A 13478-nucleotide genomic window follows, 5' to 3' on the forward strand; every position below is an offset into this window, starting at 1 on the left:
ATGTTCCACAGCATTTCATTTATTAGTACGGTGTGGAATGTGTTAGGACGGCGTGGTATGATCAGAAAACAAGTGTCACTACTACCTGTATAGTGCAGTAAATGAGAGCATCGACAAGACCGACGTTTCGCCGCTGGGGAGTTTCAGGGATTCGTATAGCGAAAGGGGTACGTAAAGGAGGTTTGCGCTTATAATTTTTGCCTAAAGAAACTTTGTCGTCTTCCTTTATCACCAACGCCTAAGAATAAAATATTTGCGCTCTCATCCCAGGTGTTATCTATGATCAAATCCCCTTCCGTGGTGAGTACCATCCTTATTCTGTTGACATTGTATCTACCATAAATGATCGAAAAAAATGGAGGGATTTCTTTCTTGTCATTTCTTAAAAATACTTCGTAATAACCTTTCTTTGTAAAAGAACCTTTGAGCTTGTCCTTCTTCCATTCGCCGTCATTGTCCGTATACGCCAACTCCAACGCTCCCGATCCATCAAACGCTACCGATACGCTATCTGTTCTTACCTGATAAATTTCAAATAAGTCAAGCAACGTGGGAGAACCGTATCTACACCCGTTCACTTTGAACGCGTTGTTATCAAAAGTACCGGATAATTGACCATCCAGATATTTAACTTTTGATTTTCGTACGCTCACCCCGGTTCCGCATGCGTACAGAAAAAGAGCTGCCAGTATTATTATAAGCCTTGCCATTATCTTTACCGGGTGGCATTGCACCTATTTGACCAATGGATTTATCTTTTTGCTTTGTGATCCCAAACCAGGTGGAATCCACTCTCCTAAATGTGTCAAATCAGCACAAAAACCAGCCAATCGGATCACGAAAGATAGATAAAGAGCGGAGCCTGTCAAATCCTAACATCTGTTATGCAAATCTTTGTGGGGCGACGGCTGCTGTAAAAAAATATTTCCGGCACCGGGTAGGGGGTTTTCCTATTCGCGAGTCATATACCTGATCGAATGGAAAAAATAGCTGAATTCAGGAAATTGTTTGAATGCCACTTTACGCCCCTGGTAAAGTATTCTTATGCTATCACCAAAGACAAGGAACAGTCCAAAGACATTGTTCAGAATTTCTTTGCGGATATCTGGAAGAACGGGATGATCGATCGCATCGAATCATTTGAATCCTTTGCATTCCATGCTATAAAGAACAAATCGCTTACATACCTGAGAAGCATTAAAAAATTCGAGTCGCTGGTTCCTGAACTGTCGATCGACCAGGATCCGGGCGTTCATGACCAGCATTTTCCAGGCTATTTACTGGAGGCTGCCATTCTGGGGCTGCCCGACAAATGCCGCGAAGTCTTTATGCTGAGCAAGATGGATGGCCTTACGTATGAAGAAATAGCCGATACCCTTAACGTGTCAGTGAAAACGGTAGAAAAGCATATCCACAATGGTCTGCAAAAGATTAAAGAAAAGCTGGCTCCTTATAAAGCGTTGTTCCTGGAGTCGGTAAAATAAAAACAATCAGGCGCTATGAATACTGATCACGAAGACCTTGAGTTCGAAAAAAAAATACGCGAGATGAAAATACCGCTTGCAAATTTCATTTCCGAGGAAGAGAAAGAAACCTCGTGGAAAGAGATTCTCCTTCAGGTTGAGAAACCCTCTTCCGGCAGACCGGCTATAACACCTGTTCGATGGCTGGCAGCAGCGGCCGTGCTGTTCATCCTTGGGCTATCGTTAACCCTGATCGTCCGTCTCGACAAGGTCTTCAAAACAGATGATCATGAAAAACTAAACGTCAGCCTTGCCGATGGCTCTAACGTGACCCTGAATCGTCAGACCCGCCTGACATTGTCCGGCGGCTTTGGTGAGAAAAACCGGAAAGTATCCCTGGAGGGCGAGGCTTTTTTTAATATCCGGCGAGACGAGTCCAGCCCTTTCGTGATCGGCGTGGGAGGTTATGAAGTGATGGTGGGAGGGACCTCCTTTAACGTGAGCTTCCGAAACCAGGTAACCGAGGTTACGGTCCGATCGGGGATAGTAAGACTTCGGTCGGGGACCAATTCTTTGAATCTGAAGGCAGGTGAGAAGGGTCGGATCTCTCCTACCGGTGGATTGTCTGTGCTGCCATGGGACCTCAATGACTTTTCGTGGTACTCCGGCTCATTGACGCTGAAGGAAAAATCGTTAAAGGAGGTCGCCGTAATGCTTTCAAAATTATTCGACAGGAAAGTGGAAGTCGATGCTGCCATCGCTTCCTGCACGTTGTCGGCCAAAATTGAATACGAGACCCTGGAGGACATTCTCAATATCATAAACGAGACGCTCGGCACGAAATGGAGAACCGATTCAAATACACTATACATCTATGGCAAAGGTTGTTAGGTATTTGTTTTATTGCTGGGTCATCGTAAGCGTAGTACCGGCCACGGCTCAAGACAGGTATCCGAAAATTCAAACGTTCGGTGATCTGATCTCTTACCTCGACGCGCATACAACTTCCAGGTTCTCTTACGCTGACGCCCTGACCGGAGTTAAAATAACGGTGGATGACGGAGTGGATCTGACCGACCGGCAGGTGCTCACAAAGATCTTACACGCTGCCGGCATTGAAGTTGTCGTCAAAGGAGCGCTATTGGTTTTCCGGAAGATCAACCACGCTGGCAGGACGCTGACCGGTTATGTCCGTGATGCCGAATCGGGTGAAAGCCTCATCGGCGCTTACGTCGTCGATCCTGCTACCGGTACAGGTGTAACGACCAATACGTTCGGTTTCTTCAGCCTTACGACAGGCAGCGACTCGGTTGTGGTCAGCTTCATCGGGTATGGCAATCAAAAGCTCAGCATCAGCGGGTTTCGTGGCGAATTACAGATCGCCATGCAACGAAAAGAAAGCCAGTTGTCGGAAGTCGTCATATCGGGATCCAACGCATTTGATCTTCCTGAGATGAGTAACATCCGGCTTTCACCGGAGCGTATCAAGAGCCTCCCTGTATTGATGGGAGAAACCGATATTCTAAAAACACTGCAACTGCTTCCCGGAGTTCAGTCCGGTATGGAAGGATCAGCCGGTTTTCATGTTCGGGGCGGCGGGCCCGATCAAAACCTGGTGCTGCTGGATGGTGTGCCGGTCTACAACACCAGTCACCTCTTCGGGTTCTTTTCTGTTTTTAATGCGGATGCGATCAATACGGTTGATCTGATCAAAGGCGGTTTTCCCGCCCGATACGGTGGGCGCCTCTCTTCTATTGTAGATATTCAAATGAAGGAGGGCAACCTGAATAAAGTTGAAGGTGAGGGCGCGGTAGGACTGGTGGCTTCAAAATTCACAGTAAGCGGCCCCATCTCGAAAGGGAAAACGTCGTTCATGCTGTCCGGCAGGCGCACGTATCTCGACCTGTTAACTGTTCCGATCGCTAAAGCCGCGGGGAGCAACCAGATCATTGGCGGAAATTTCTGGGACCTGAATGCAAAGATCAATCACATCATTTCTCCCAAAGATCGCATTTACCTGAGCTTTTATTCCGGCCGGGATAACCTGTACGATCGATACACGCTCGAGGAAGAATCCGACCTCACGGGAAAAGAAACCACCGATATCCGCTGGGGCAATTTAACATCGGCCTTCCGCTGGAATCACAAGTACAACGACCGGCTTTTTGGAAACCTGACAGCCCTTTACAGTCGGTATCAATTTGACCTGGCCACTACTGTGCACTATCAAAATTCCGGGAACCAGGTCATTCCGGATATTAACAGGCACAATGAATACTACTCGAACATCAGAGACCTCGGCTTCAAAGCTGATTTTGATTATTCCTTCAACAACGATCACCAGGTGAAGTTCGGAGCAAACTTCGTCAGCCATACATTGACCCCGGGCATGTCACGCTTTCAGTCGCACATAACAAGGGACACCACCTTCGGGTCGCCTGAAATAAAACTCCATGAATTGTATGGTTACGCAGAAGACGAAATATCCATTACCCGCTCAACAAGTGCCAACCTCGGCATCCATTATTCGATGGCCTTTGCCGACACAAAAACTTACACTTCTCTGCAGCCACGGGTGATCCTGAGCCAAAAGATCGGCCCGCAGTTCTCCGTAAAGGGATCTTACGCACGCATGGCGCAATATATACACCTGCTTGTGAATTCCGGGATCGGTCTGCCTACCGACCTCTGGGTTCCTTCAACCGACCGGGTCAAACCGCAGCTATCAGACCAGGTGGCGTTTGGGATCGCGACCACGCGCAAAGGGATTGAACTGTCTGTGGAGGGATATTATAAGTGGATGAAAAACCTGATCGAGTATAAGGACGGGGTGGGCTTCCTGGATATCGACAGCCGGTGGGAGAACAAGATCGAATCGGGCCGTGGCAAAAGTTATGGGGCCGAGGTGTTTATTGAAAAGAAAATGGGTCGGTCTACCGGCTGGATCTCGTATACGTGGTCGAAGTCAACGCGTACATTTGCCAACCTGAATTTCGGCAACACCTTTCCTTACCGGTATGACAGGAGGCATACCATCGCGCTGGTATATGCCATAGCGGTCAACGAGCGTGTCGATTTCAGCGCCGTGTGGGTCTACAATACGGGCAATGCGATCACCCTGCCCACGTCCACTTATCCCAAAGCCAGCTAGGATTCCAATAACGCCGGTTACGATGATTTTGTAAAACACTTTCCGGGAAGAAATTCGTCGCGAATGAAAGACTACCACCGGCTGGACGTCAGCATCAGCTTTAAAAGGACTACCCGGTGGGGGCAGCGCAAATGGGGGTTGGGGTTGTATAATGCGTATAGCCGGCTTAATCCCATTTACATTGAATTGAATGACGAGAACGCGCTGAACAGGAAATTCAAGCAACTGAGCATCTTCCCCATCATTCCAAACATCAGTTATCAATTCAAATTTTAACCATGAAGCAACTGAGATTCATTTTAGCCGCGCTGCTTTTCTCATGCGAAACGACCGTCGATCCCCGGCTTCCGGAGAACGGTTCGGGTGTTGTCATCTATTCATTCTTCCGGCCTGGAAGTCCGCTCACGATCCATGCGTTCAACACCGTACCGATCCTTGACGCCGAAACTATTCAACGGAACTCCGCCTTGCGTATCCGCCTGTCGGAAAACGGTCAATTCATGGAAGACGTTACGGCCAACGCGCAGGGCATCTACATCAGTACCATCGTGCCCGCTGAAAACAATACATACAGCTTCGAGACTATTGCCGGCAGCACCCCACTTTCGTCAACCAGTTTTATTCCTCCGCAAGTCGGAATATCGAATGCTGAGCTTTCAAAAACACTCCAGTATACGAACACGGGAGAATATGGGTATCCCGCGCAGATAACGTTAACGGATCCGGAGGAGTCGGCAAACTTCTATTCGCTGGAAGTTTTGGTGGAAAACTGTACGGGCGAGTGTGCGGCGGAAACACTTACCGGGAAATTAAATGAACTGCTTGTCGAAGAGCTTAAAGTAAACACGAGCGGGAATGTCGATGTCGAGATCGGGGGACCCCAGCAGGTCCAGGGTGTGAAGTATATCGCTTTCAATGATAACAGTTTTAACGGACATTCGGTCACGCTCAAATTTTTTATCATTCCTGCGTTCGTCGATTTTCAAAAGCCGCAGAACATAAAGTTCGTGCTCAAATCCATCACCCAGGAATATTACAACTACCTGAGGACCTCCGATTTTCAGCAAGAGCTCGAAGAGCGCGAAAATGTTTCCGAACCGGTTCAGATCGCCACCAACATTCGCAACGGTCTCGGGACTTTCTCAGGATATAATTATTCGCTCTACACCGTCAAACATTAGCATTCACCATAATTGAGTCATACCATGAAAAAGTTAGCAACGCTTGTGCTGGCCGTATGCTTCTTCGGCTGCCGTGAAAATGAATCTCCATCGCTCAAAGAACAGATCTCGGAGAAGATGACGGGTTATGAAAAAAAAGGATTTTCAGGCACGCTGCTGGTCGTGCACCGCGGAGAAGTATTGATCCGGGAAGGCTATGGATTTGCCAACAAGCTTGAAGGAATAAGGAATACTCCTAACACGATCTTCGATTTCGGCTCACTCACTAAACAATTCACCGGCGCTGCCATCGTAAAAGCAGAAGCCATGGGCCTGCTCACCGTGGAACAAAGACTGATCGACTTTTTTCCGCAGGTGCCCGATGACAAGGCCAATATAACGTTACATCAACTACTGACGCATTCATCGGGATTCAAGAGCGCTTTGGGAGACGACTACGACCTTGTAACGAAAGACGAATTCCTTGATCTCGCATTCCAATCAACGCTGGTTTTTACCCCTGGCACTGCGTACGAATATTCCAACGTGGGATACAGCCTGTTGGGGGTCATTCTCGAAAAGGTGAGTGGCCAATCGTACGAATCTTTTTTAAAGACATACCTGTTCACACCATCTGGAATGGAGGACACGGGATATAGCGTATTGCAGGCGGATTCGTTTAAGGATCGCATTGCTGTCGGTTATCGGAAAGGTGAGCCTGATGGCAAACCGACCGAGAAGCCGTGGCTGGCAGATGGACCCGGCTGGCACCTGAAGGCCAACGGAGGCATCCTTACAACTGCAGACGATATGTATAGCTGGGTCAATGATTTAACCGGTAAAAAGGTGCTTGACGATAAGGCCCTCGCGAAATATCTCACACCCTACGTGCAGGAAGGTGAAGAATCGAGTTATTATTGTTATGGATGGGTTGCTGACGAGAACGGCCTTGGCCGCGTATTCTGGCATGACGGTGGCAATGACATCTTTTCGGCCATCGTGAGCTTCTTTCCGGATACTGAAACGGTGATCATCATGGCCTCAAACGACTCGACGCTGGACATGTTTGATGTGGCGGATGAGTTGATGGAGCTGGTTGTCCAACGCTGAAAGTAGACTGGAGGAAGGAACAGGGGTGCCTGTTGAATAAAACTTCGCCCCAACAGGGAGGGGCTGTCGGAAATAAGGTAATTTTGCCGGCGCTTCGGACGGTTCGGAGCAACGGAGAGGCCAGCCACGTGTGCTGCGGTCAATTAACAACCAAAATGATCATGGAACTAACCACAGAATTACAAAAATTAAGTTATAGCCTGGGTGTGCTGATGGCCTCCAGCGTACGTTCGCAGGGAGCGGATTCCCTGGATATAGAGGCTGTCGCTGCTGCCTTCCGCGATGTATACGAAAACAACGATCTTACGATCAGCCTGCAAGATGCTAACAGCACCGTACAGGCCTATATGCAAGCAGCTGCCAACAAGAAACACGCCGGTGCCAAAGAGGAAGGCGAGAAATTTCTCGCCGCCAACAAGCTCAAGGGAGGTGTTACCACCACGGCCAGCGGCCTGCAATACAGTGCGCTGAAGCTGGGCAACGGCAAAACCCCAAAGGCTACATCGAGGGTAACGGTGCATTATACCGGAAAACTGATCAATGGCAGGGTGTTCGATAGCTCTGTACAGCGTGGGCAGCCCGCAACCTTTGGCGTCAATGAGGTTATTGGCGGTTGGACCGAAGCCCTGCAGCTGATGCGCGAAGGCGACAAGTGGTTACTTTACATTCCCTACTACCTGGCCTACGGCGAAAATGGCGCGGGGGGTGATATTCCGCCCTTTGCTACGTTGATCTTTGAGGTGGAGCTGCTCCATGTAAAATAGCAGCGCACGAATATCCATTGCGGATTTCGCCGTAACTCACTCGGTAGCCGTTACCTGGCTAATCGATAGGTTATCTCGCGGTCGTTGTCAACGGATCAATTCTTGTACAGGAACAAAGAAACCATTCGTTTCCACGGCTCTCCTCGCCTTTCTCTTAATTGCATGGAGAAGGGTAATCTCTCCATTCAGGATATGCAGAATATCCTGTCCATCCATTCCAATAATGCTTGTTCTTTTTCCGCGTGAAAACGCTTGTAGTCCCTCTTCAGAGAATCCCGCGTAGCTTATAAAGATACCCCGGGCCCAGGTTGACTTCCCCTCCACCTTTCCATTAAAAACCAACAGGTCAGCCTGCCCGCAGGGTTTGGTTTGCCATTTCGCTTCGAGCAAATAAATCTGAGATTCAATTTCAAAGCTGCCATCTATTTCCTCACCGGTTGTGCGAAATGCGGTTCGTGAAGAAAAGTTATGCGCATCGAAAAACCTATTCAAAAAATCCTGAAAGGCATATCCTCTCTTTTGCGGCTCCAAGGTTGAAATTGCTATGAAATCCCGTTTAAGTTCTTCGATGTTTATAGAGCTGTCCGGTAGGATCACCGATTGTGAAGTATCTCCCCTAGTCGGCTTCTGAAGCCACACATGATTTATCGCAAGTCCGGCTGAAGGCGTGGTATTATCGGATTGAGGCATGCCGGCTACGTTCTTTTGCCGCATTCGCAAAATCCACCTCGCCAAAGGACCGGCAAGAAGGAGAGGAATTCCTATCACTATAAGTCCATTAGATCCCGGACCTGCTGTGTCGTCTCCGGAAAGCATAACCGCAAAAATCACCAGAAAGAAGCCTATACTGCGCGCGACGCCGATCAATACTTTAATATCCTGTGAAAATCCTTCCTTGGGGTTATCTCTGAAACTATCGAAGATAATTCCGTCTAGCGGCGAAAAAATGGCTATACCCGCAATATATATCGATATCACCTGAGAGGTGAACCCATTGTCGGAGAGCAAACTGACAGCGGACATCACAAATAAAAACCCGACAGACCATCGCACAAAGGCCATTACGTTTTTTGGAGTCAAATGCGATAGGAACGTCGACGCGGGAAGTACCTTAGCGCGCCCCTTGATAAAAGGAACGAAGTAGATCATATCTACGCCCCAGGCTATAATGGACAATAACCCGGTATAAAATTCTGTATGCACGAAAGCGCCAACGCCGAAGGATACAATAAAAATATTGGCAAGCAGGTGGAGAAAAAAAACGATATTGACCATAACTGCAGGATCATGCAAAGGCACGCCATCTATGGCGCCCGACCCACTAATATAACAGATTTGCAAATAAAAGAGCAAACCCTGAAAAGTTTGCTCTTAAAAGTTGTGTTAAATCACTTCTGCGGACGGTGTTCCGCTGTTCGTTGGAAGGAATAGTGCCGAGTCCTATATTCTGCCATTAAAAATAGTGCGGTGATACGTCCGCTCAAAAATGTTTTTTGATTAAACAAACTTCCTTTAATACGATATTGAAAAATGGAAGTCAGGACTGAATCTTTCGTTGCTTCCACATATCCCGAAAAAACCGGATATACATCAACACTCCGAAAGAAAATCCGAACCAATAAACGATGTACATACCCCAGCGTGTGTAATCGGCACGTACCGTCTCCCACCACACGATAGTCTCTACGGCGGACCAGGCAAAAGCGGGCATACCGCCGATCACGAATCCATATAAAAGACACGCCGACGAGTATCTGGAGATCAGTAGAATGAAGGAAATGTCGCTATCACTTATAAAAAATCAAATGATCACCGTTTAAAAAACCGATGCCATTGGCCGTCGTTAAGAAAACCAACGATCCGTTCTTGGTGAACTGAATCTTCGTTACATTCATTCCATACCCTACTGCCATAGATTGGCCGTAGCGCCATAACAAGCGGGGTTTCCAATACGACACTGAACAAAATAGCCCGTCCTCGTAAGAGGCATATGAAAAGCCGAGATTAGAATAGTATAACACCTGCTTGTTCTTCTCATTAAATGCACCGGGTCCAATATACTCGCCGACATTAGTGATGTCATTTTCAGAAACGTTCCACGCGAACTTGTCGTAAATCAGCTTGGCTTTAAAATTTTCGATGGCAAAAATCCCTCCGGCGATGTCAAAATGCATTAAGCCACTGGTTGCATAGATCACTCCATTTTTCCCTTCGAATAAACTCATTATTGGCGCTGATGAGGGGCGAAGGGTGTCAAACTCGATCATCTTAAATTGCTCAGTCTTCGTATCAAAGACCACAATATTACCTCCCCATTCACCATAATTAAACCCCACCCAGAGGTTATCGTCGCTATCAACAAACGCGCAACGGGGTTTATTCCAGAAATCATCTATCGTGAAGGGCGAATTCTGCAATGAATCGGGAAAGAAAAGCTTTGAGCTACTTAAGGAAATGATCCCTCGATCGGTAACCGCGTATCCCACATTTTTGGAATTAAACCTCAAGATGTGAACAGTCGAGTCGATCGATGTAACCCTGGCGGTGCCCATACGGGTTAGCCGATCCACTGATCCGTTTTCTCTGGATGCACAAATACTTCCGTCCGCACTGGCCGTAAATGCGGTGACGCTATCCAACAGAAACTCGGGGGAGGTCCCTAACGCATCCATGGGTACACGGAACAGTTTTCCGCTATCAGTCAAAAGTAGCACCGTACTATCAATGATATGAAAGTCGGTAAATGTTCCCAGGGAGTGATTCACAGAATCGACATCTATCGAATCCAAAGGAACGATAGTGGACAGCCCACACGCCCGTTCTCTGCATCCACTCGACAGGAACACTACTATCGCCATAAGCAATACCAATCTGGTCATGTATTATACTTTCGTAAAAGAACGAAAATAATATCCGGTTCTTATTAGAACGTGTCGGCTATAGTAAATATAAGTTTAAGAGCATGGGAACGGAGGCCTTTCTGATATGAGAAAAAGTCGAAATCCGTAGGACCTACGGATTGTGCGAGGGCAAAATCGGTAAAATGGCGATTCTAGTTTACATGCTATTAAACACACCTTGGTACGTTACCGGATAGGTAACTTCATACCAGAAATCGTCCTCTGAAATCATGATTCGTTTTGCAATCAATACATGATCCCGCAGCTGTTCTTCTGTTAAAATTGCCAGTACTTTTGCCTGGGCGGCGTCCCAGTCGTTTACAGAGAACAACATATTAGCACCCGCTCCCATGTCTCCCCCAATCCACTCACCAATATTTTCAACCTGCAGCGATGTATGAATTTTGTCTTCCATTCGTTGCCGCAAATTCAGGAAACCGAAGTATTGCAATTCACTCATAGCCGAATCGGGAGCAATTTGAACAAACAAAATCACCGGTGTGTTCGCAATGCCCGATACAAACCCCTGGCTTTGATATGCATCAGACAACGAGTCAAGCACCTTTTTTTCATACCGTAACTCCGCCAAAATATTGAGACGCTGGTATCCCATCGCATATTGGCCTGTAAATAGTTGACCATGTTGAACAATGATTTTCGGCCCGTCTTTTAATATCCTCCTGAATTCGATCGTGTCTCTACCCATCCTATACGATGATGAAAGAATTATTACGCCGTTATTATCCTGGAAGTTGGCTAATGGCTTTTCTTTCGGATAATAAGAACAGCTGAATAAAATGAGAGTTATAACAATACCAATCCAGAGGCGGAATGATCCCATCAAAACATACATGGCCGACATACGTTTAAGTTTAACGTCCTAAAAAACAAAAAAGACAAGATCTCTGTTTTTGACCACCCTTTGCTATTTTCTAAATTGGATGATCGCATCTCGAAAAACATTGTTACTATTTAGAAATTCTTCAAGGATGACAATTCCTTCGGATGCTTGACAGGTTTCTTCCCACTTGGTTAATCTCGTGTCGACTGAATCCATCTTCTCATCTGCTTTTTTTTGAACAAACCTAAATTTGATAGTCTGGATTTGTTCGTCATACCACACACGCAACGTATAGAAATAATTTACCTTGTTGTCTATTGGAACCGAGATAAGTAACGTATATAGCGAACTGCTGGGCACAAACACTTGGTCATATCCCTGACTGATAATATGGCTTATTATCGCTTTTATAGGCTTCGGCATGCCACCAAGAGCAAACACAGAGAGGCTGTCTTTCCATGCTATTCGTAACCTTTCAACAACTATGGTCTCTCCTTCATGCATTTGTAAGCGGTATGAAGCTTTAAAAACCACAAGTAAACAAATCGAGAGCCAAAACAAAAAAAGCAAACTCCGAAAAGTTTGCTCTTAAATCGAAAATGTAGACCGGTGGGTGTTGCATTCATGCTCAATGAACCGTGATCTGCAAACGCTTCAAAGATTGACTGGGTGATTAAAGCATGTAAATAGTTCATTTTTAGCGATTTACATTTTCGAAACATAGTCAAAACACTAACACGAGTTAGTGTATGTATTTGGCCAGTTCGTCTTATGCGGCTTCTCGCGCAGTCATCGTCGTCCACAGTGAACAGCCTCCATGGATGCTGCGATCAGGGTGCTCAGACCGTCCGCTAGTTTAAAGAGCGATACCCAACAGGGGTCAGCCCAGTACTTTTCTTGAAAGCTCGTGTAAAATGGGCTGGGTACTGAAACCCTAACTCATACGCTATTTCGTTGACCGTCTTTTTTCCATCCGATAGCTTTTGCTTCGCTAAACCCATTATTTTCAACTGAATGTATTCTAAAGCCGTTTTACCTGTTTCTTTCTTTATCAAATCACACGTTGGAAGCCCGCCATGCTACACGGCAAAAATGTAAAGAGTTGTTTTGTTCAACCCATCAATTTTCGATTGACCGATCAATAGCACCGTTGTCGTGCTTCGTGATGACTTGGTAGATAATGCTGAGACCTTGTTGACGTTTAAGCTTTTCAAGCCAGTTACAGGTTTGGAGCAGGTGATTTGACTTGCGTAGCACTCAAAGTCTACGAAAACAGGTTCGACTCCTCTCCAGTCGGACAAAAAAAAGCCTTCCAATTCCACAATTAGAAGGCTTTTTTGTAGTAGACCGAAGGGTGCTGCATTCGTGCTTACTGAATCTGGATCGCCAAATTCTTCAAAGACCAGTTCTCAAAGCAAGGTAGAAAAATCTGAAGATGCTGAATTTCAAGCCGCCAGTTTCCGCTTCCCATCTGCTGAAGAGCTTGCTAAAAGGTTGATTACCATGGTTCAATAAATCTCATAAGGCGATCAAACCGATGACGACGAACCCATTTACAGCAGATATGAGAAAAATTGGCTCTAATAATCCCGATATTGGCATCGACGACAAGGACATGATAGTCCTAAAAAATCCTGCGACCGGAAACACCGTAAAACCGGCGTGCCACTTGAAGCTTTTAGTTTAGAATGACGGACTGCACCATACAATGCCTGCTGATGGGCGAGGCGTTCAGCCCCGCCCATCTGGCCAACCTCACCAGCCTCCTGCTTACCGCGCAGGAAGAGCCAGGTTCTATCGGCACGATCGGCCGCTACAAGGGTAAGCCCGTACCCGGCGGCAGCGCCCTGCTAGAGGGGAGAGACCTGGAGACCGTTGTGATAGCCCTACACCAGCACTTTGACATCCTGCGACAGGTGGGGGTCACCGACATCAACCTCACCGTCACACTGGCCTATACGAACCAATGTAACTGGGAATTTGCGCCAGAACCGCTTCGTCTGCTGGGTGAAATGAGAATCACCCTAGGCGTGACCTGCTATGAGGACTCGTCGGCACTATGATATCGATATTTAGACGGGATGATAAG

The 13478-nt window shown here is 46.9% G+C and carries 14 protein-coding genes; 8 read left to right on the plus strand and 6 right to left on the minus strand.

All coding sequences use genetic code 11. The annotated features are described in order from the left end of the window. Window positions 1-188: 188 nt before the first annotated feature. The gene (locus KK078_RS09760; RefSeq protein ID WP_254090081.1) at window positions 189-710 is read right to left on the minus strand and encodes a hypothetical protein; all 522 of its coding nucleotides are present in this window, start codon (window positions 708-710) and stop codon (window positions 189-191) included. A 267-nt stretch (window positions 711-977) separates the two neighbouring features. Here KK078_RS09760 and KK078_RS09765 point away from each other — a divergent pair, with 267 nt between their 5' ends. The 7 genes from KK078_RS09765 (at window position 978) to KK078_RS30425 (ending at window position 7648) form a co-directional block, all read left to right on the plus strand. Further along, a complete protein-coding gene (locus KK078_RS09765; RefSeq protein WP_254090082.1) occupies window positions 978-1484 on the plus strand; it encodes an RNA polymerase sigma factor in 507 nt (168 codons plus the stop codon). Between the two features lie 15 nt (window positions 1485-1499). Next, window positions 1500-2354, plus strand: a complete 855-nt coding sequence (locus KK078_RS09770) for a FecR family protein (protein WP_254090083.1) — start codon at window positions 1500-1502, stop codon at window positions 2352-2354. Beyond that, window positions 2338-4614, plus strand: a complete 2277-nt coding sequence (locus KK078_RS09775) for a TonB-dependent receptor (RefSeq protein WP_254090084.1) — start codon at window positions 2338-2340, stop codon at window positions 4612-4614. The genes KK078_RS09770 and KK078_RS09775 overlap by 17 nt, the downstream gene beginning before the upstream one ends. Before the next feature lie 63 nt (window positions 4615-4677). Beyond that, window positions 4678-4890 carry a hypothetical protein gene (locus tag KK078_RS09780; RefSeq protein ID WP_254090085.1) on the plus strand — a complete coding sequence of 71 codons (213 nt, stop codon included), beginning with the start codon at window positions 4678-4680 and terminating at the stop codon, window positions 4888-4890. 2 nt (window positions 4891-4892) lie between these two features. After that, a complete protein-coding gene (locus KK078_RS09785) occupies window positions 4893-5795 on the plus strand; it encodes a DUF4249 domain-containing protein (protein ID WP_254090086.1) in 903 nt (300 codons plus the stop codon). Between the two features lie 24 nt (window positions 5796-5819). Beyond that, window positions 5820-6884 (plus strand): serine hydrolase domain-containing protein, encoded by a 1065-nt coding sequence (locus KK078_RS09790; protein ID WP_254090087.1) that lies wholly within the window; start codon window positions 5820-5822, stop codon window positions 6882-6884. A gap of 161 nt (window positions 6885-7045) precedes the next feature. Next, entirely contained in the window at window positions 7046-7648 is a 603-nt protein-coding gene (locus tag KK078_RS30425; RefSeq protein WP_262898635.1) for an FKBP-type peptidyl-prolyl cis-trans isomerase, read from the plus strand. An 87-nt stretch (window positions 7649-7735) separates the two neighbouring features. Here KK078_RS30425 and KK078_RS09805 read toward each other — a convergent pair whose 3' ends face one another. The 5 genes from KK078_RS09805 to KK078_RS09825 all read right to left on the minus strand — a co-directional run bounded on the left by KK078_RS09805 (window position 7736) and on the right by KK078_RS09825 (window position 12444). Continuing rightward, on the minus strand, window positions 7736-8923 hold the full coding sequence (locus KK078_RS09805) for a restriction endonuclease (RefSeq protein ID WP_254090088.1): 1188 nt from the start codon (window positions 8921-8923) through the stop codon (window positions 7736-7738). Between the two features lie 512 nt (window positions 8924-9435). Next, window positions 9436-10527, minus strand: coding sequence for an NHL repeat-containing protein (locus KK078_RS09810; protein WP_254090089.1), 1092 nt, complete (start codon window positions 10525-10527; stop codon window positions 9436-9438). A 178-nt stretch (window positions 10528-10705) separates the two neighbouring features. After that, window positions 10706-11410, minus strand: coding sequence for a hypothetical protein (locus KK078_RS09815; RefSeq protein WP_254090090.1), 705 nt, complete (start codon window positions 11408-11410; stop codon window positions 10706-10708). Window positions 11411-11473: 63 nt separating this feature from the next. Next, the gene (locus KK078_RS09820; RefSeq protein WP_254090091.1) at window positions 11474-11893 is read right to left on the minus strand and encodes a hypothetical protein; all 420 of its coding nucleotides are present in this window, start codon (window positions 11891-11893) and stop codon (window positions 11474-11476) included. 347 nt (window positions 11894-12240) lie between these two features. Then, window positions 12241-12444 carry a helix-turn-helix domain-containing protein gene (locus tag KK078_RS09825; protein WP_317195885.1) on the minus strand — a complete coding sequence of 68 codons (204 nt, stop codon included), beginning with the start codon at window positions 12442-12444 and terminating at the stop codon, window positions 12241-12243. A 633-nt stretch (window positions 12445-13077) separates the two neighbouring features. On the opposite strand from KK078_RS09825, the gene KK078_RS09830 reads away from it, so the two are divergent. After that, window positions 13078-13452: a hypothetical protein gene (locus KK078_RS09830; protein WP_254090092.1), complete on the plus strand. Its 375-nt coding sequence runs from the start codon at window positions 13078-13080 to the stop codon at window positions 13450-13452. Window positions 13453-13478 lie beyond the last annotated feature (26 nt).

It is taken from the genome of Dawidia soli (genome assembly GCF_018598185.1).
Classification (GTDB): Bacteria; Bacteroidota; Bacteroidia; order Cytophagales; family Cyclobacteriaceae; genus Ohtaekwangia; species Ohtaekwangia soli.

Excerpts from the sequence above, each read along its gene's own strand:
- KK078_RS09770 (WP_254090083.1), top strand. The coding sequence starts at position 1,500 with ATGAATACTGATCACGAAGACCTTGAGTTCGAAAAAAAAATACGCGAG.
- KK078_RS09765 (WP_254090082.1), top strand. The coding sequence starts at position 978 with ATGGAAAAAATAGCTGAATTCAGGAAATTGTTTGAATGCCACTTTACG.
- KK078_RS09790 (WP_254090087.1), top strand. The coding sequence starts at position 5,820 with ATGAAAAAGTTAGCAACGCTTGTGCTGGCCGTATGCTTCTTCGGCTGC.
- KK078_RS09820 (WP_254090091.1), bottom strand. The coding sequence starts at position 11,893 with ATGCATGAAGGAGAGACCATAGTTGTTGAAAGGTTACGAATAGCATGG.
- KK078_RS09780 (WP_254090085.1), top strand. The coding sequence starts at position 4,678 with ATGAAAGACTACCACCGGCTGGACGTCAGCATCAGCTTTAAAAGGACT.
- KK078_RS09815 (WP_254090090.1), bottom strand. The coding sequence starts at position 11,410 with ATGTCGGCCATGTATGTTTTGATGGGATCATTCCGCCTCTGGATTGGT.
- KK078_RS09785 (WP_254090086.1), top strand. The coding sequence starts at position 4,893 with ATGAAGCAACTGAGATTCATTTTAGCCGCGCTGCTTTTCTCATGCGAA.
- KK078_RS09810 (WP_254090089.1), bottom strand. The coding sequence starts at position 10,527 with ATGACCAGATTGGTATTGCTTATGGCGATAGTAGTGTTCCTGTCGAGT.
- KK078_RS09830 (WP_254090092.1), top strand. The coding sequence starts at position 13,078 with ATGACGGACTGCACCATACAATGCCTGCTGATGGGCGAGGCGTTCAGC.
- KK078_RS09760 (WP_254090081.1), bottom strand. The coding sequence starts at position 710 with ATGGCAAGGCTTATAATAATACTGGCAGCTCTTTTTCTGTACGCATGC.
- KK078_RS09775 (WP_254090084.1), top strand. The coding sequence starts at position 2,338 with ATGGCAAAGGTTGTTAGGTATTTGTTTTATTGCTGGGTCATCGTAAGC.
- KK078_RS30425 (WP_262898635.1), top strand. The coding sequence starts at position 7,046 with ATGGAACTAACCACAGAATTACAAAAATTAAGTTATAGCCTGGGTGTG.
- KK078_RS09805 (WP_254090088.1), bottom strand. The coding sequence starts at position 8,923 with ATGGTCAATATCGTTTTTTTTCTCCACCTGCTTGCCAATATTTTTATT.